The sequence below is a fragment of the Brevundimonas sp. genome, from assembly GCF_041911375.1.
In the GTDB taxonomy this organism is placed as follows: domain Bacteria; phylum Pseudomonadota; class Alphaproteobacteria; order Caulobacterales; family Caulobacteraceae; genus Brevundimonas.
Genome location: NZ_JAYRPA010000018.1, coordinates 43,345 through 58,492, shown reverse-complemented (window position 1 = coordinate 58,492; position 15,148 = coordinate 43,345). Strand labels below are relative to the sequence as shown.

At 68.0% G+C, this 15,148-nt stretch carries 15 protein-coding genes; 11 read left to right on the top strand and 4 right to left on the bottom strand.

Features of this window, described 5'->3' with window-relative positions; translation table 11 throughout:
- Window positions 1–276 precede the first annotated feature (276 nt).
- From flgK to ACE3PU_RS02765, 8 genes are all read left to right on the top strand, one after another.
- A complete protein-coding gene (gene flgK / locus ACE3PU_RS02800; protein WP_374386414.1) occupies window positions 277–2,367 on the top strand; it encodes a flagellar hook-associated protein FlgK in 2,091 nt (696 codons plus the stop codon).
- Window positions 2,364–3,329, top strand: a complete 966-nt coding sequence (locus tag ACE3PU_RS02795; RefSeq protein WP_374386412.1) for a flagellin — start codon at window positions 2,364–2,366, stop codon at window positions 3,327–3,329. Before flgK ends, ACE3PU_RS02795 begins: the two co-directional genes overlap by 4 nt.
- A gap of 73 nt (window positions 3,330–3,402) precedes the next feature.
- Window positions 3,403–4,641 (top strand): putative DNA modification/repair radical SAM protein, encoded by a 1,239-nt coding sequence (locus tag ACE3PU_RS02790; protein ID WP_374386410.1) that lies wholly within the window; start codon window positions 3,403–3,405, stop codon window positions 4,639–4,641.
- The gene (locus ACE3PU_RS02785; protein ID WP_374386408.1) at window positions 4,641–6,104 is read left to right on the top strand and encodes a UdgX family uracil-DNA binding protein; all 1,464 of its coding nucleotides are present in this window, start codon (window positions 4,641–4,643) and stop codon (window positions 6,102–6,104) included. Before ACE3PU_RS02790 ends, ACE3PU_RS02785 begins: the two co-directional genes overlap by 1 nt.
- 228 nt (window positions 6,105–6,332) lie before the next feature.
- A complete protein-coding gene (locus ACE3PU_RS02780) occupies window positions 6,333–7,448 on the top strand; it encodes an MlaE family ABC transporter permease (protein ID WP_374386406.1) in 1,116 nt (371 codons plus the stop codon).
- Window positions 7,445–8,242: an ABC transporter ATP-binding protein gene (locus tag ACE3PU_RS02775; RefSeq protein ID WP_374386404.1), complete on the top strand. Its 798-nt coding sequence runs from the start codon at window positions 7,445–7,447 to the stop codon at window positions 8,240–8,242. Before ACE3PU_RS02780 ends, ACE3PU_RS02775 begins: the two co-directional genes overlap by 4 nt.
- Before the next feature lie 14 nt (window positions 8,243–8,256).
- Window positions 8,257–9,195, top strand: coding sequence for an MlaD family protein (locus ACE3PU_RS02770; RefSeq protein WP_374386402.1), 939 nt, complete (start codon window positions 8,257–8,259; stop codon window positions 9,193–9,195).
- Window positions 9,192–9,863, top strand: a complete 672-nt coding sequence (locus ACE3PU_RS02765; RefSeq protein WP_374386400.1) for an ABC-type transport auxiliary lipoprotein family protein — start codon at window positions 9,192–9,194, stop codon at window positions 9,861–9,863. Before ACE3PU_RS02770 ends, ACE3PU_RS02765 begins: the two co-directional genes overlap by 4 nt.
- A 9-nt stretch (window positions 9,864–9,872) precedes the next feature.
- Here the strand turns inward: ACE3PU_RS02765 and ACE3PU_RS02760 are convergent, their stop codons facing one another.
- Together ACE3PU_RS02760 and ACE3PU_RS02755 are read right to left on the bottom strand one after the other, a co-directional pair.
- A complete protein-coding gene (locus ACE3PU_RS02760) occupies window positions 9,873–10,523 on the bottom strand; it encodes a 3-oxoacid CoA-transferase subunit B (RefSeq protein WP_374386398.1) in 651 nt (216 codons plus the stop codon).
- On the bottom strand, window positions 10,523–11,263 hold the full coding sequence (locus tag ACE3PU_RS02755) for a CoA transferase subunit A (RefSeq protein WP_374386396.1): 741 nt from the start codon (window positions 11,261–11,263) through the stop codon (window positions 10,523–10,525). Before ACE3PU_RS02755 ends, ACE3PU_RS02760 begins: the two co-directional genes overlap by 1 nt.
- Before the next feature lie 24 nt (window positions 11,264–11,287).
- Here ACE3PU_RS02755 and ACE3PU_RS02750 point away from each other — a divergent pair, with 24 nt between their 5' ends.
- A complete protein-coding gene (locus tag ACE3PU_RS02750) occupies window positions 11,288–11,530 on the top strand; it encodes a hypothetical protein (RefSeq protein WP_374386394.1) in 243 nt (80 codons plus the stop codon).
- On the opposite strand, the gene ACE3PU_RS02745 is transcribed toward ACE3PU_RS02750, so the two are convergent.
- The gene (locus tag ACE3PU_RS02745) at window positions 11,523–11,984 is read right to left on the bottom strand and encodes a peptidylprolyl isomerase (protein WP_374386392.1); all 462 of its coding nucleotides are present in this window, start codon (window positions 11,982–11,984) and stop codon (window positions 11,523–11,525) included. The two genes, ACE3PU_RS02750 and ACE3PU_RS02745, sit on opposite strands and share 8 nt — an antisense overlap.
- A 72-nt stretch (window positions 11,985–12,056) precedes the next feature.
- On the opposite strand from ACE3PU_RS02745, the gene ACE3PU_RS02740 reads away from it, so the two are divergent.
- Window positions 12,057–12,782 carry an RlmE family RNA methyltransferase gene (locus ACE3PU_RS02740; RefSeq protein ID WP_374386390.1) on the top strand — a complete coding sequence of 242 codons (726 nt, stop codon included), beginning with the start codon at window positions 12,057–12,059 and terminating at the stop codon, window positions 12,780–12,782.
- 142 nt (window positions 12,783–12,924) lie between these two features.
- On the opposite strand, the gene ACE3PU_RS02735 is transcribed toward ACE3PU_RS02740, so the two are convergent.
- Window positions 12,925–13,497 carry a DUF2061 domain-containing protein gene (locus tag ACE3PU_RS02735; RefSeq protein WP_374386388.1) on the bottom strand — a complete coding sequence of 191 codons (573 nt, stop codon included), beginning with the start codon at window positions 13,495–13,497 and terminating at the stop codon, window positions 12,925–12,927.
- Window positions 13,498–13,686: 189 nt separating this feature from the next.
- On the opposite strand from ACE3PU_RS02735, the gene guaB reads away from it, so the two are divergent.
- Window positions 13,687–15,144, top strand: a complete 1,458-nt coding sequence (guaB, locus tag ACE3PU_RS02730) for an IMP dehydrogenase (RefSeq protein WP_374386386.1) — start codon at window positions 13,687–13,689, stop codon at window positions 15,142–15,144.
- Window positions 15,145–15,148: the final 4 nt, after the last annotated feature.

Below are 15,148 nucleotides of genomic sequence, written 5' to 3'. Positions count from 1 at the left end.
GGGCTGAGTGCGGCCTCCCTGTCTGGAAGGACGTTTCTTGCCGCATTGCGCCGTAATTTGCCGAGCAAGGGCGGACCGGCGGACGGCAGCGGCGAATGCGGCGGCGTCGCTTGGCTCGTCCCTTGCGTCGTCGCAGGTCATGAACGCGCTCTCGAGTCGCACATCGTTGGAATTCAAGGCCTTGCGGCGCACGCCACGGCGACCCGACAGGCAAGAACTGCGCGTGGGCGGGCAAGGCTTGCCGAGCGACGTCGGCGCGCGCGGGGAGATCCGCCCATGTCGCTGAACTCGATCATGAACATCGGCGTGTCCGGGCTGCAGACCGCCCAGACCCAGCTGCGCGTCGTTTCCGACAACATCTCGAACGTCAACACGCCCGGATACGTCCGCAAGGTGGTCGATCAGTCGGCGCTGGTCACCGGCGGCGGAGGCGCGGGCGTGGATGTCGCCCGAGTGCGCCTGTCCACCGACCGCTTCCTGCAGGCGGCGAGCATGAGCGCCAGCGCGGACTCGGCGCGCTACGCGGTCCGCAACGAGATGTACGACCAGATCCAGACGGCGTTCGGCGATCCCAGCGGCGACGGCGGCCTGTTCGGCGACATCGATGCGTTGTTCGCGAACTTCGCCTCCCTGGCCGAGACGCCGGCGTCCTCGACGGCGCGTCAGGACGCCGTCTACAAGACACAGGCGCTGTTCAACGAGGCCAAGTCGATCTCGCAGCGCATCCAGTCGTTGCGCCAGGAGGCGGACAGCCGGCTGGCTAGCGCCGTCCAGGCGGTCAATCCGCTGCTGGAGCAGATCGACAAGCTGAACAAGACCATCGCCACCGCCTCGGCCACCGGCCAGGACACGACCGGCGCCCAGAACGCCCAGCTGAACCTGATCAACCAGCTGTCGGAACTGATGGACGTCAAGGTGGAGGCGCGGTCGAACGGCGGCGTCACCATACGCTCCAACACCGGCGCCACCCTGGTGGGGGAGGGGCATGCGACCCTGTCCTATGCGCCCGCCGGCACGGTCGGGGCCACGACCAGCTTCAACGACGTCTGGTTGACCGAGCCTAGCGGCTCGCGCTCTCTGGCGCTGGAAGGCGTCGGCTCGGGGCAGATCAAGGGCCTGGTCGAACTGCGCGACAAGGATGCGCCTGCGGCGGCCGAACGTCTGGCCGAACTGACCGCGAAGATCGCCGACGAACTGAACCGCGCCCACAACGCCAGCGCCAGCATGCCGCCGCCGACGACGCTCACGGGCCGCAACACCGGCCAGTCGCTGGAAACGGCGCTGGCGGGCTTCACCGGCGTCGTCACCGTCGCGGCCGTGGACAATGCGGGCGTGGTCGCGGGCTCGGCCGTGATCGACTTCAACGTCAATCCCCCCACCACTCTGGCCGAACTGAATGCACAGCTGGCCGGCGTGGCGACGGCCAGCTTCTCCAACGGGGTGCTGACGCTGGAGGCCGCGGCTGGAAACGGCCTGGCCATCGCCGACGATGCGACCACGCCCAGCGACAAGAACGGCAAGGGTTTCTCGCACTGGTTCGGTCTGAACGACCTGGTCGTCAGCGACACGCCTTCGTCATACGACACCGGGCTGACCCTCGGCGCGCAGCATGGCTTCCCGGCGGGCGAAAGCCTGACCTTCCGCTTCACCGGAGACGACGGCGCGCGGGTCCGCGACATCGAAGTGGTGACGCCGGGCGGGACCGGGACGATGGCCGAGCTGCTGACCGCGCTGAACAACCCCGTCACCGGCGTCGGCCGCTACGGCGCCTTCAGCCTGGATGCTTCGGGCGCGCTGACCTTCAGGTCCTACGACAGCGCCGGTCCGACGATGTCGGTGGTGCGCGACACCACCACCCAGGTCCCGTCAGGGGTGTCGATGTCCGAGCTGTTCGGGCTCGGCGCCGGCGAGCGGGCGACGCGAGCGGAAGCCTTCTCGGTTCGCCAGGACATCCAGAGCGACCCGGCGAAGCTGGCGCTGGCGCGGCTGAACGTGTCGGCGGCGGCGGGAACGCCCGCGCTCAGCGGGGCGGACGGCAGCGGCGGCCTGGCCCTGTCGGATATCGGCAAGCGCGCGGTGAGCTTTTCGGCGGCGGGCGGGGCGGCGGCGGGCTCCAAGACCCTGTCCGGCTATGCGGCCGACTTCGCCGGCGACATCGGCGGTCGCGCGGCGGCCGCCAAGAGCCGCTCCGAAACCGCTTCGGCCGTGCTGGAGGAAGCCAACAACCGCCGCCAGGCCAAGGAGGGCGTCAACCTGGACGAGGAGCTGGTCAACATGACCACCTTCCAGCAGGCCTATAACGCCTCGGCCCGTCTGATCCAGGCGGCCAGCGACATGTACGACACCCTGATCGGGATGCTGAGATGACCCGCGTCGCCACCTTTTCGAACTATCAGTCGGCCCTGCTCGACCTGATGAGCGCCCAGAGCCGGGCCCAGCAGGCGCAGGAGCGCATCGACAGCGGCCGCATCGCGACCGACATGGCCGGCTACGGCCGGCAGTCGGAGTCGATCACGTCGCTGAAGTCCACCCAGACGCGGCTGGCCGGCTTCGTGGAGGCGGGAAAGTCCGCCGCCAGCCGTCTGGACGCGCAGGACCTGGCCATGAGCCAGGTTTACGCCGGCGGGAACGGCGCGCGGGAGGCGATCGCCAACGCCATGTCGGCGGGCAAGCTGGACAGTCTGATGACCGAGCTGGGCCTGCAGTTCCAGACCTTGCAGTCTGGGCTGAACGGGTCGTTCCAGGGGCAATACCTGTTCGCCGGCGGCCAGACCGACACCGCGCCGGCCACAGCCAAGTCGATGGCCGACCTGACGGCGGCGCCGACTGTGGACGACGTCTTCGTCAACGACACGCTGAAGCACAAGTCGCGGATCGACGAGAACACCACCCTGGAGACCGGCTTCCTGGCCAATGAGCTGGGCGGCGACCTGACGACGATCTTCCGCAACATCCAGGCCTATCAGGAAGGCACGCCGGTGGTGATCGACGGCGTGACCTACACGCCGGCCGGCGCAGGGACCCTGACCGGGCAGCCGACGGCGGCCGTGCAGGCCTTCCTGACCGAGCAAATGAAGCAGCTGGACGCGGCCAACAAGGGCGTCACCAACGAGACGGCCAGGAACGGCCTGATGCAGAACCATGTCGAGGAGACGCTGAACGCGCACGAAGGCCAGCAGACCTCGCTGGACAAGCTGATGCTCGACAAGACCGGCTACGATCCCGCGCGGGCGATCACCGACCTTCAACTGGCGCAGGTGGCGATCGAGGCCTCGGCGCAGGTGATCAACTCGCTGCGGTCGACATCCCTGCTGGACCTGCTCCGCTAATCCGTAAGTCCCTGACGGAAAAAGACAACGGCCACGCTGGACGCTGATCAAGGTTGGAACGTATCATGAACGAATGGCGCGTCTCGATCTTCGACACAAGTTGTCCGTTCTTGCCGATGCGGCGAAATACGACGCCTCCTGCTCCTCGTCCGGCACCTCGAAGCGGGACTCGGTCGGGGGCAAGGGGATCGGTTCGACCGAAGGCATGGGCATCTGCCACGCCTATACGCCGGACGGCCGCTGCGTCAGCCTGCTCAAAATCCTGCTGACCAACTTCTGCATCTACGACTGCGCCTACTGCATCAACCGGGCGTCGTCGAACGTGGAGCGGGCGCGCTTCACCGCCGACGAGGTGGTGGACCTGACGCTGAACTTCTATCGGCGGAACTACATCGAGGGGTTGTTCCTGTCGTCCGGCGTCATCCGCAACAGCGACTATACGATGGAGCAGCTGGTCCTGGTGGCCAAGACGTTGCGGGAGGTGCACGACTTCCGCGGCTATATCCATCTGAAGTTGATCCCCGAGGCCGATCCGAAGCTGGTGGAGATGGCGGGCCTGTACGCCGATCGGCTGTCGGCCAACATCGAATTGCCGCGCGACGAGGCGCTGGCCCGTCTGGCGCCGCAGAAGGACGTTGGCGTCATCAAGAAGGCGATGGGGCAGGTGCGGCTCGGGGTCGAGGCCGCCAGGCCGGGCAAGCGCGACCGGGTCAAGCCGCCCCGCTTCGCGCCGGGCGGCCAGAGCACCCAGCTGATCGTCGGTGCGGACGGGGCGCCGGACACCGAGATCCTGGACCGCAGCGCCTCCTTGTATGGCGGCTATGGGCTGAGGCGGGTCTATTATTCCGCCTTCAGCCCCATACCCGATTCCAGTTCGGCCCTGCCGCTGTCGAAGCCGCCGCTGATGCGGGAGCATCGGCTGTATCAGGCCGACTGGCTGATGCGGTTCTACGGCTTCTCCGCGCCGGAGATCGGGGAAGGGGCCAGCGGAGGCATGCTGGATCTGGCGATCGATCCCAAGCTGGCCTGGGCGCTGAATGCGCGCGACCGCTTTCCGGTCGACGTGAACCGCGCCCCGCGCGAGATGCTGCTGCGCGTTCCGGGTTTGGGAGTGAAGGCGGTGGACCGGATCATTTCGGTGCGCCGCTACCGGACCCTGCGGCTCGAGGACGTGGGGCGGCTGACGCGCTCGGTGGCCAAGGTGCGGCCCTTCATCACCGCCCTGGACTGGACGCCCGGCGGCCTTACCGATGCGGCGGACCTGAAGGCGCGCGTGACGCCGCAGGCGCCCGAGCAGCTGAGCCTGTTCTGATGGAAGCGGCGGTGCTGGCGTCGGAAACGGATTTCGACGGATGGAGGAAGGCGGCGCGCGCGATGCGGGCGGCGGGGATCGAGCCGGCGACGGCGCGGTTCGTGGTGGCCGGGGCCGCCTCGTCCGGGCAGGGCGGACTGTTCGACGGTCTGGACCCGCAGCCGGCCCGCCCGCACGCGGCGCGCGGGGCTGGCGAGTTCTCTGTGCCCGCCGCCTTCGTGGATCTGGCGCGCGAGGTCGTGCTGCATCGCTCGACCGATCGGTTCGACCTGCTCTATCGGCTGCTGTGGCGGCTGGCGGACGAACCGAACCTGATGAAGGTGATCTCGGATCGCGATGTCGCCGACGCCCTTGAGCGGGCCAAGAACGTCAGCCGTGCGTCGCACAAGATGAAGGCCTTCGTCCGCTTCCGGCAGGTGCAGGACGACCGGGGCGAGGCTTGGGTCGCCTGGTTCGAGCCGCCGCACCGCGTGCTGGAGAAGACCGCGCCCTTCTTCCAGCGGCGGTTCACGACGATGCGCTGGTCGATACTGACGCCGGACGGCTCGGCGTTCTGGGACGGCGAGACGTTGCGGCTCGGTCCGCCGGCCACGCGGGACATGGCGCCGGCGGAGGACGAGATCGAGGCGTTCTGGAAGACCTATTACGCCTCCACCTTCAACCCGGCGCGGCTGAAGGTGAAGACGATGCAGGGCGAGATGGCCAAGGGATACTGGAAGAACCTTCCGGAGGCGGCCTTGATCCCGGAACTGGTGGCCGCCTCGCAGGTTCGAACTGAGACCATGGTCGCCACGCCCGCACCCCAACCCAACACCCGTTTCGCCCGCGCGGTCGCGCGCGACCTGCACGTGGATCGGCCGGCCGACGACGCCGTGCCCGACAGCCTGACGGAGATCGCGCGCGGCGTTCAGGTATGCCGGCGCTGCCCCCTCTATCGCGATGCGACTCAAGGGGTCTGTGGCGAGGGGCCCAAATCCGCGCGGTTGATGATCGTGGGCGAGCAGCCCGGCGATCAGGAGGATCTGGCGGGTCGCCCCTTCGTCGGACCGGCGGGCCAGGTGCTCGACGCCGCGCTGGCCGAGGCGGGCATCGATCGGTCCGACGTCTATGTCACCAACGCCGTCAAGCACTTCAAGCACGAACCACGCGGCAAGCGCCGGCTGCACAAGACGCCGAACGCCGGAGAGGTCCAGGCCTGCCGCTGGTGGCTGGACGCCGAGCGCCGGCTGATCCGGCCGAAGGTGGTCGTGGCGCTGGGCGCGACGGCAGGGCTAGCGGTGCTGGGCCGCAAGCCGGCGGTGATCAAGGAGCGTGGACGGCTTATCGATCTTGCTGACGACAGCGTGGCGGTTCTGACGGTCCACCCCTCCTATCTGCTGCGCCTGCCCGACGCCGCCGCCAAGGCCGAGGCGCGGGCGCATTTCATTGACGATCTGCGGGTCGTACGTCGTCATCTGGCCTGAAGGCGAACGAAACCCGCGCGACCGCGTTTGAACCCCGCCGCCAGCGTAGCGGTTAGGGGACGGACGCATGGGGGCCACAGGTTCCACTCGAAGAGCGATTCAGCCGGGGGGTGAATGTCATCGCACGTTGACTTCACGCGCGGGCTTGACCATTAGCCGAGTTGCGATTTCGGCTTTGCCCGAAGGCCGGGGAGCGGCCCCGGCCGTTGCTTGCCGATACGGGGACCGATGAGCCAGGCGGATTATGAAATCCAGGATGCGGCGGACGGCGCGTCCCTGCGCTTGACGGGCGACTGGACCACGACCGGGCTCGGCCGTTTGCCGCAGAGGCTGGAGCGGGACCTGGGCGGGCGGCGCATAGAGGGCGTTGACACCTCCGGCCTTGGCCGTTTCGACACGGCCGGCGCCCTGGCGTTGGTGCAGGCCTCTGGCGGCGGCGTGCCCGAGGCGGCATGGAAGGATCGCCCAGAGGCCGGCCGCATCTACCAGATGATCGAGACGCTGGAGCGCAAGAGTGCGGCGCCCCCCAAGCGCCAGGACATGCTGACGCGCTCGTTCGCCAAGATCGGCCGCGGCGTCTATGACTTCGGCGGCGAGGCGATGCTGTCGCTTGCCTTCCTGGGTCGGCTGATGACGGCGGTGGTCGAGGCCGCCCGGCATCCCGGCGGCATCCGCTGGCCGGCCTGGATCAGCCAGGCGGAGCGGGCGGGTCTGGACGCCATTCCGATCGTCATGATCACCAACTTCTTCATCGGCGCGGTCGTGGCCTTCATCGGTGTGGATCTGCTGACCGACTTCGGCGCCCAGGTCTTCGCGGTCCAGCTGATCGGCGTGGCCATGTTCCGCGAGTTCGCCGTGGTGATCGCGGCCGTCCTGCTGGCCGGGCGTTCGGCCTCATCGTTCGCGGCGGAAATCGGCTCGATGCGGATGAACCAGGAGGTGGACGCCATGCAGGTCATGGGGGTCAATCCGTTCCAGGCGCTGGTCGTGCCGCGCCTGGCGGCGCTGGTCGTCATGCTGCCGCTCCTGACCTTCCTGGGCATGCTCGGCGGCCTGTTCGGCGGCCTGATCGTCTGCTGGACCTCCCTGAACCTTGGCCCCGCCTTCTTCTTCCAGCGGCTGGTCGAGGATGGGACCATGGCCCAGCACATGATGGTCGGCCTGGTGAAGGCGCCGGTCTTCGCCCTGGTCATCGCCGCCATCGGCTGCCGCCAGGGCATGTCCGTGGCCGGCGACGTGGAAAGCCTGGGCCGTCGGGTGACCTCGGCGGTGGTTCAGGCCATCTTCGCCATCATCTTCCTGGACGCGGTCTTCGCGCTGATCTTTCTGGAGCTGGACATATGACCGGCCCTGACGAACGGCCCGCCGACGGCGCGCCGGACAATCTGATCGAAGTGCGGGGCCTGCTGAGCCAGTTCGGCGACCGGACGATCCATGAGAACCTGGACCTGGACCTTCAGCGGGGCGAGGTGTTGGGCGTGGTTGGCGGCTCCGGCACCGGCAAGACGGTGCTCCTGAACACCATCATCGGCCTGAAGGAGCCAGAGGGCGGGACCATTCGTCTGCTGGGCCACGACCGGTCTGATCTCAGCAACGACGCCGCTGCCGACATCGAGCGGCGCACCGGCGTCCTGTTCCAGCAGGGCGCGCTCTTCTCGTCGCTCAGCGTGCTGGAGAACGTCGCCTCGCCGCTGGTGGAGCACACCAAGCTGCCCAAGCAGACGATCTACGAACTGGCCGAGCTGAAGATCGCCATGGTCGGGCTGCAGCCGGAATCGCACTATCTGAAGCCGGCCGAGCTGTCGGGCGGGATGAGGAAGCGCGTCGGCCTGGCGCGGGCCCTGGCCCTGGATCCCGAACTGCTCTTCCTGGACGAGCCGACGGCGGGCCTTGACCCGATCGGGGCGGCCGCGTTTGACGAGCTGATCCGCAATCTGTCGGACGACCTGGGTCTGTCCGTCTTCATGATCACGCACGATCTCGATAGCCTTTACGCCATCTGCGACAAGGTCGCGGTGCTGGCGGACAAGCGGGTCGTGGAAAAGGCCACGGTGCAGGAGCTGGAGCGCTCCGACCATCCGTGGATCAAGGAATACTTCCTGGGGCCGCGCGGTCGCGCCGCCACCAAGGCCGCCTGAGGAGAGCGGAAACCATGGAGAGAGACGCACACTACGCCGCGGTCGGCATCGCCACCGTCGCCCTGCTGGCGGCGCTGGCGGTGTTCACCATCTGGCTGGCCCGGTTGCAGTTCGCCAACGACTACGATCTGTACGACATCGTCTTCTACGGGCCCGTCAACGGTCTGTCGGAAGGGGGCGAGGTGCATTTCAACGGCATCCGCGTCGGCGAGGTGACCGACCTCAACATCGACCAGAAGCGCGGCGACCAGGTCGTCGCCCGCGTGCGGATCGACGGCGAGACGCCGGTGCGCGTGACCTCGCGCGCGCAGCTGGAGCCGCAGGGCATCACCGGCCTGAACTATATCCAGATCACGGCTGGCGCCGCAGACAGCGCCCTGCTGAAGGGGCAGTACCCTGACAATGTGGTGCCCGTGATCCAGAGCCAGCCTTCGCCCATCGCCGAACTGCTGAGCGGTTCGGGCGCCGTGCTGGCCCAAACGGTCGATGCGCTGAACCGCATCAACCGGGTCATGTCGGACGACAACATCCGCAGCTTCTCGACCAGCGTGAAGAACGTCGAGTCGCTGACCACCGAGCTGGAGGCGCGCAAGGCCATGTTCCAGCAGATGGAGGAAGCCGTCACCAACGCCAACAGGGCGATCCAGGAGTATCAGGGCCTGGCCGCCGATGCGCGTCAGGTGATCAACACCGACGGCCGCGAGGCCATCGCCAACATCAATCAGGCGACGGCCGAGGCCCGTCAGGCCATCGCCTCGGCCAATCGCTCGATCACCGGGCTGGAGCAGCCGCTGGACAGCTTCGCGACATCCAGCCTGCCGCAGCTCAGCCGCACGATCGAGGAGCTGCAGGACGCCACGCGCTCTCTGCAGTCGCTGATCGACGACGTTCGGGCCAGCCCGCGCGACTTCATCGGGCGCCCGCAATCCAAGGAACTGGAGGTTCAACCGTGATCGGTTCGGCTTTGAAGATCGGCGCGGCCGCGGCCGCCGCCCTGGCGCTGAGCGGCTGCTCACTGCTGTCGACGCCGGATCCGGTGCAGCTCTACCGGTTCGGCGCGGTGATGGACACGCCCGCCCAGGCCGGGGAGCGGCCGGCGCCGGTTCTGGTCTCCATCCGCCGGATCGAGTTCCCTGACGCGACCAAGGACGACCGGATCCTGGGCGTGACCGGCACTCAGACCGCCTACATCGGCGGGGCGCGCTGGGTCTCGCCGGCCGAGACCCTGTTCGATGACAGCCTGATGGCCGCCTTCGCCGCCCGGCCGGACCAGGTGCGGGTGCTCGACCGCCGCGAGCCGGGCACGACGCCGCTGGTGCTGCGGGTGACGGTGTCCAGCTTCGAGGCCCGCTATCTACAGGGCCCGGAGGCTGCGCCGACCGTGGTCATCACCGCCCGCGCCCAGCTGCGCAACACGCCCGAGCGCGAACGCGGCGCCGGCCCGATCCGCCCCGAGGACGGACGCACGGTGGAGCGGGTCTTCACCGTCTCCCAGCCGGCGGCCGACAATCGCGTCTCCGCCATCGTCGAAGCGTTCGACATGGCCACGCGCGACATCAACACCCAGCTGGTCGACTGGACGATCCGGTCCGCGCCCGCGCCGCTGGCCGCGGCGCGGTAACGGCCGGACCTAGGCCAGGCCCGCGGCGACGGTGTAGGTCGCCTCGGTCTTGGCCGCGACCTCGTCCAGGCTCACGCCATCGGCCAGCTCGACCAGTTCAAGGCCCGATCCGTCAGGCTTGACGTCGAAGACGCACAGGTCGGTGATGATACGGCTGACCACGCCCGTGCCGGTCAGGGGAAGGGTGCAGCTCTTCAGCACCTTGGACTGGCCGTGCTTGTTGGCGTGGTCCATCACGACCACCACCCGCTTGACGCCGGCGACCAGGTCCATGGCGCCGCCCATGCCCTTCACCAGCTTGCCGGGGATCATCCAGTTGGCGATGTCGCCGTTCTCGGCCACTTCCATCGCGCCGAGGATCGACAGGTTAATGTGGCCGCCGCGGATCATGGCGAAGCTGTCGGCGCTGCTGAAATAGCTGCTCTCGGGGATCTCGGTGATCGTCTGCTTGCCGGCGTTGATCAGATCGGGGTCCTCTTCGCCCTCATAGGGGAAGGGGCCCATGCCCAGCATGCCGTTCTCGCTCTGCAGCGTCACGGTCATGCCCTCGGGAATGTAGTTGGCGACCAGGGTCGGGATGCCGATGCCCAGGTTCACATAAAAGCCGTCCTGCAGCTCCTTGGCGGCGCGTTCGGCGAGCTGTTCGCGGGTGCGGGCCATCAGACATTCCCTCCTTGGGCTACCGCTTCGCTACTTGAGCCGGGCTCCTTCTTGCGGACGGTGCGCTGTTCGATGCGCTTTTCGGACACGGTCTGGATCAGGCGGTCGACGTAGATCCCGGGGGTGTGGATGTGATCCGGGTCGAGCGCGCCGACGGGGACGATCTCCTCGACCTCCACCACGGTGACCTTGCCGGCCGTGGCCATCATCGGATTGAAGTTGCGGGCGGTCTTGCGGAACACCAGATTGCCGCGCTCGTCGGCCTTCCAGGCCTTGACGATGGACAGGTCGGCGACCAGGCCCGTCTCCATGACGTAGTCGCGGCCGTCGAAGGTGCGGACCTCCTTGCCCTCGGCGACCAGGGTGCCGACGCCGGTGGCGGTGAAGAAGGCCGGGATGCCCGCCCCGCCCGCGCGGATGCGCTCGGCCAGGGTGCCCTGGGGGTTGAACTCGAGCTGGAGCTCGCCGGCGAGATACTGGCGCTCGAACTCCTTGTTCTCGCCGACGTAGGACGAGATCATCTTGGCGATCTGGCGGGTCTCCAGCAGCTGGCCCAGGCCGAAGCCGTCGACGCCCGCATTGTTGGAGATGACGGTCAGGCCCTTCACGCCCGAGGCCTTCAGGCCGGCGATCAGGTTCTCGGGGATGCCGCACAGGCCGAAGCCGCCGGACATGACGGTCATTCCGTCGAAGGTCAGGCCCTCCAGCGCTGACGTGACGTCGGCGTAGATCTTACCCATCGCTCTCCCTCTTTTCATCGCCTGATGAATATCGGCGTCTGCGGCCACGCCTACCCCGGCGACGACGACGGGGCAAGCGGCCGATCGAGGGTGATTTCAGACGGTCGGCGCGAAAAACACCGTGTGAATGGTGTGAATCGTCTGAAATCCGATCCTGTCCTCGGCCCCGAACCGGGAGATGGGGCGGGCGCCGGGCTTGGCAAGGCCGCCCGAACGGCGAACGAAAAAGGCCCGGACGATGGTCCGGGCCTTTCGTGGATCAGTTGACCGTCGCCTTGACGATCTTGCCCGGGTTGCGGGGCGGTTCGCCCTTGGGCAGGGCGTCGATGTGCTCCATGCCGGATTCGACCTGGCCCCAGACGGTGTACTGGCGGTCCAGGAAGGTGGCGTCGTCGAAGCAGATGAAGAACTGCGAGTTGGCGCTGTTCGGGTCCGAGGTGCGGGCCATGGAGCAGACGCCGCGCACGTGCGGCTCGGCCGAGAATTCCTGCTTCAGGTTCGGCTTGGACGAGCCGGAGGTGCCGGTGCCGGTCGGATCGCCGCCCTGGGCCATGAAGCCGGGGATGACGCGGTGGAAGACGACGCCGTCGTAGAAGCCTTCCGAGGCCAGTTCGGTGATGCGGGCGACGTGGTTGGGGGCCAGGTCGGGGCGCAGCTTGATGACCACGTCGCGGGCTTCGCCGTCGCCGGTGTCCAGGGTGAAGGTCAGGGTGTCGGCCATTTCGGACGTCCTCTTTGGGTTGATTTCGGGCGGGACATAGCCCGCAACGCCGGTCGGGGCTATGTGGGAACGATGAGCGAAGACGAAAAGCCCCAGGAACCCAAGGTCGGGGAGCGCCGCCGGATGGTGCGGCCGCCCACGGGCGGCACCGCCGCCGGGCGCGGCATGGGCCAGAAGATGAAGACGGCGGACACCAAGTCGATGTCCAGCCAGCAGTGGATCAAGCGACAGCTGTCGGACAAGTGGTCGGAGAAGGCCCGCGCCGAGGGCTGGCGTTCGCGCGCGGCCTTCAAGCTGATCGAGATCGACGACAAGTTCCGGCTGATCCGGCGCGGCAGCCGGGTGATCGACCTGGGCGCGGCGCCGGGCGGCTGGGTGCAGGTGGCCCTGGACCGGGGCGCGACGGCGGTGGCGGGGGTCGACCTGCTGATGATCGAGCCCATCCCCGGCGCGACCTTGCTGCAGGCGGACTTCACCCAGCCGGGCGTGGACCAGCAGCTGATCGACGCCATCGGCGGGCCGCCGGACCTGGTGCTGTCGGACATGGCGCACAACACGGTGGGGCATCGCCAGACCGATCACCTGAAGATCATCGCCCTGATCGAGATCGCGGCCGACTTCGCCATCCGCACGCTGCGGCCGGGCGGAAACTTCGTGTCCAAGAACTTCCAGGGCGGCGACGCGGGCGGGGTGCTGACCCGGCTGCGCGAGGAGTTCGAGACGGTGAAATACGTTAAGCCGGCCTCCAGCCGGAAGGACAGCGCCGAGGTCTTCCTGGTGGCGCTGAACAAGCGATGAGCCAGGCGGTGGTCCGGCAGGCGGTCCCGGACCAGGCGGCTTTCATCCGGCCCTTCATGCCTTCGCAGCCGGACCGCGGTCAGGGCGCCGGCTTCTGGGCTTCGCTCAGCCCCGGAATGACGGTGAGCGTGGGCGCAGCGGCTCAGGCTGTCGCCGGGCGGGACCGGGCGCGGCGGGCTTCGATGCGCAACCAGATGCGGTCGTGGATGGTGAAGAAGACGGTCTGCACCAGGGGTTCGATCACGCCGATGGCCAGGGCGATGCGCAGGCTGCCGGTCAGGGCGAAGGCCACCGCGACCGCGACCGCGAAATGCATCACGCCATAGGTCACGGTCTTTAGCGCGATCTGCTTCAGCGAGCGGGGCAGGGCGTGGGAGTGGCCGTGGTCCGGCGCGTAGTCCGGCCCATAGCCGTGATTGTCGTGAACGCGGGCCTGCTCCTCGGGCGACATGATGTCGAGGCGGGCGGTGAAGGCTTCCGCCGCCTCCTCGATGCCGGACGCCATCCGGCGCCGCTCGACCCGGTGCCAGACGCGGTCGTGGATCGAATAGGCGATGGTCTGGAAGAAGGGCTCGACCACGCCGACGGCCAAGGCCAGCCGCCAGTCGCGCGTGATGGCGAAGGCGACCAGGACGGCCACGACCAGGTGCATGACGCCGTAGCTGGCGATCTTCAGCGCCAGCTTGCGCGCGGTGCTCAGGATGAGGCCGACCATGATCTGAGAATGGTGTCCGGCCGAAGCGGTTGCAAAACAATAAATTCTATCGCGTCGATAAGCCGGAGAGGACGCCGAGAGCGCGGTGGAGCGGGCGCGTTCGCAATGCGTGATCGCGAGCGGCGACATCCGGCCTTGCCGTTCACCCCCGCAGCCCGTTATACGCGGCCCGCAAAACGGAGACTCCCTATGGAGATACGCGAAGGACTGACCTTCGACGATGTTTTGCTGGAACCCGGCCCGTCCGAGTTCATGCCGGCGATGGTCGATGTCTCGACCCAGCTGACGCGCGACATCAAACTGAACATCCCGCTGCTGTCGTCCGCCATGGACACGGTCACGGAAAGCCGCCTGGCCATCGCCATGGCCCAGTCCGGCGGTCTGGGCGTGCTTCACCGCAACATGACCATCGAGGAGCAGGCCGACGAGGTCCGCGCCGTCAAGCGCTACGAAAGCGGCATGGTGGTCAATCCGGTGACGGTGACGCCGGACACGACGCTGGGCCAGGTGCGCGAGATCGTCGAGCGCAAGAAGATCTCGGGCTTCCCGGTGGTGGACCCCAAGTCGGGCAAGCTGGTCGGCATGCTGACCAACCGCGACATGCGCTTCGACACCGATCCGAACCGCAAGGCCGCCGAGCTGATGACGACCGGGACGCTGTACACGGTGCGCGAGGGCGCCGGCCGTGAAGAGGCGACCGCCATCCTGCGCGAGAAGAAGATCGAGCGGGTCATCGTCGTGGACGAGGATTATCGGGCCGTCGGCCTGATCACGATGAAGGACATCCAGAAGGCCCAGGCCTTCCCCCACGCCGCCAAGGACGAGCAGGGCCGCCTGCTGGTGGGCGCGGCCTCGACGGTCGGCGACGCGGGTTACGAGCGCGCGATGGCCCTGGCCGAGGCCGGCGCCGACGTTGTGGTGATCGACACGGCCCACGGCCACTCCTCGTCGGTGGCGGCGGTGGTGGAGCGGATCAAGCGCGAATCGAACCGCATCCAGATCATCGCCGGCAACGTGGCCACCTATGACGCGACGCGCGCCCTGATCGACGCCGGGGCGGATGCGGTGAAGGTCGGCATCGGCCCGGGCAGCATCTGCACCACCCGCATCGTCGCCGGCGTGGGCGTGCCGCAGCTGACCGCCGTGATGGACGCGGCGCGGGCGGCCAAGGAGTCCGGCGCGCCGGTCATCGCCGACGGCGGCATCAAATATTCGGGCGACCTGGCCAAGGCCATCGCGGCCGGCGCCAATGTGGCCATGATGGGCTCGATGTTCGCGGGCACCGACGAAAGCCCCGGCGAGGTCTTCCTGTACCAGGGGCGGTCCTACAAGTCGTATCGCGGCATGGGCTCCGTCGGCGCCATGGCCCGCGGCTCGGCCGACCGCTACTTCCAGAAGGAAGTCTCGTCCGAGAAGCTGGTGCCCGAGGGCATCGAGGGCCAGACGCCGTACAAGGGGCCGATCAGCCCCGTGCTGCACCAGCTGGTCGGCGGCCTGCGCGCCTCCATGGGCTATGTCGGCGCCGCCACGATCCGGGACTTCCAGGACCGCGCGCGCTTCGTGCGCATCACCGGCGCCGGCCTGCGCGAAAGCCATGTCCATGACGTGATGATCACGCGAGAGGCGCCGAACTACAGACAGGGATAGGGCC

Coding starts and splice junctions, on each gene's coding strand:
- ACE3PU_RS02795 (WP_374386412.1), top strand. CDS start 2,364: ATGACCCGCGTCGCCACCTTTTCGAACTATCAGTCGGCCCTGCTCGAC.
- ACE3PU_RS02750 (WP_374386394.1), top strand. CDS start 11,288: ATGAATATCGGCGTCTGCGGCCACGCCTACCCCGGCGACGACGACGGG.
- ACE3PU_RS02755 (WP_374386396.1), bottom strand. CDS start 11,263: ATGGGTAAGATCTACGCCGACGTCACGTCAGCGCTGGAGGGCCTGACC.
- guaB (WP_374386386.1), top strand. CDS start 13,687: ATGGAGATACGCGAAGGACTGACCTTCGACGATGTTTTGCTGGAACCC.
- ACE3PU_RS02785 (WP_374386408.1), top strand. CDS start 4,641: ATGGAAGCGGCGGTGCTGGCGTCGGAAACGGATTTCGACGGATGGAGG.
- flgK (WP_374386414.1), top strand. CDS start 277: ATGTCGCTGAACTCGATCATGAACATCGGCGTGTCCGGGCTGCAGACC.
- ACE3PU_RS02770 (WP_374386402.1), top strand. CDS start 8,257: ATGGAGAGAGACGCACACTACGCCGCGGTCGGCATCGCCACCGTCGCC.
- ACE3PU_RS02735 (WP_374386388.1), bottom strand. CDS start 13,497: ATGGTCGGCCTCATCCTGAGCACCGCGCGCAAGCTGGCGCTGAAGATC.
- ACE3PU_RS02780 (WP_374386406.1), top strand. CDS start 6,333: ATGAGCCAGGCGGATTATGAAATCCAGGATGCGGCGGACGGCGCGTCC.
- ACE3PU_RS02745 (WP_374386392.1), bottom strand. CDS start 11,984: ATGGCCGACACCCTGACCTTCACCCTGGACACCGGCGACGGCGAAGCC.
- ACE3PU_RS02740 (WP_374386390.1), top strand. CDS start 12,057: ATGAGCGAAGACGAAAAGCCCCAGGAACCCAAGGTCGGGGAGCGCCGC.
- ACE3PU_RS02760 (WP_374386398.1), bottom strand. CDS start 10,523: ATGGCCCGCACCCGCGAACAGCTCGCCGAACGCGCCGCCAAGGAGCTG.
- ACE3PU_RS02790 (WP_374386410.1), top strand. CDS start 3,403: ATGGCGCGTCTCGATCTTCGACACAAGTTGTCCGTTCTTGCCGATGCG.
- ACE3PU_RS02775 (WP_374386404.1), top strand. CDS start 7,445: ATGACCGGCCCTGACGAACGGCCCGCCGACGGCGCGCCGGACAATCTG.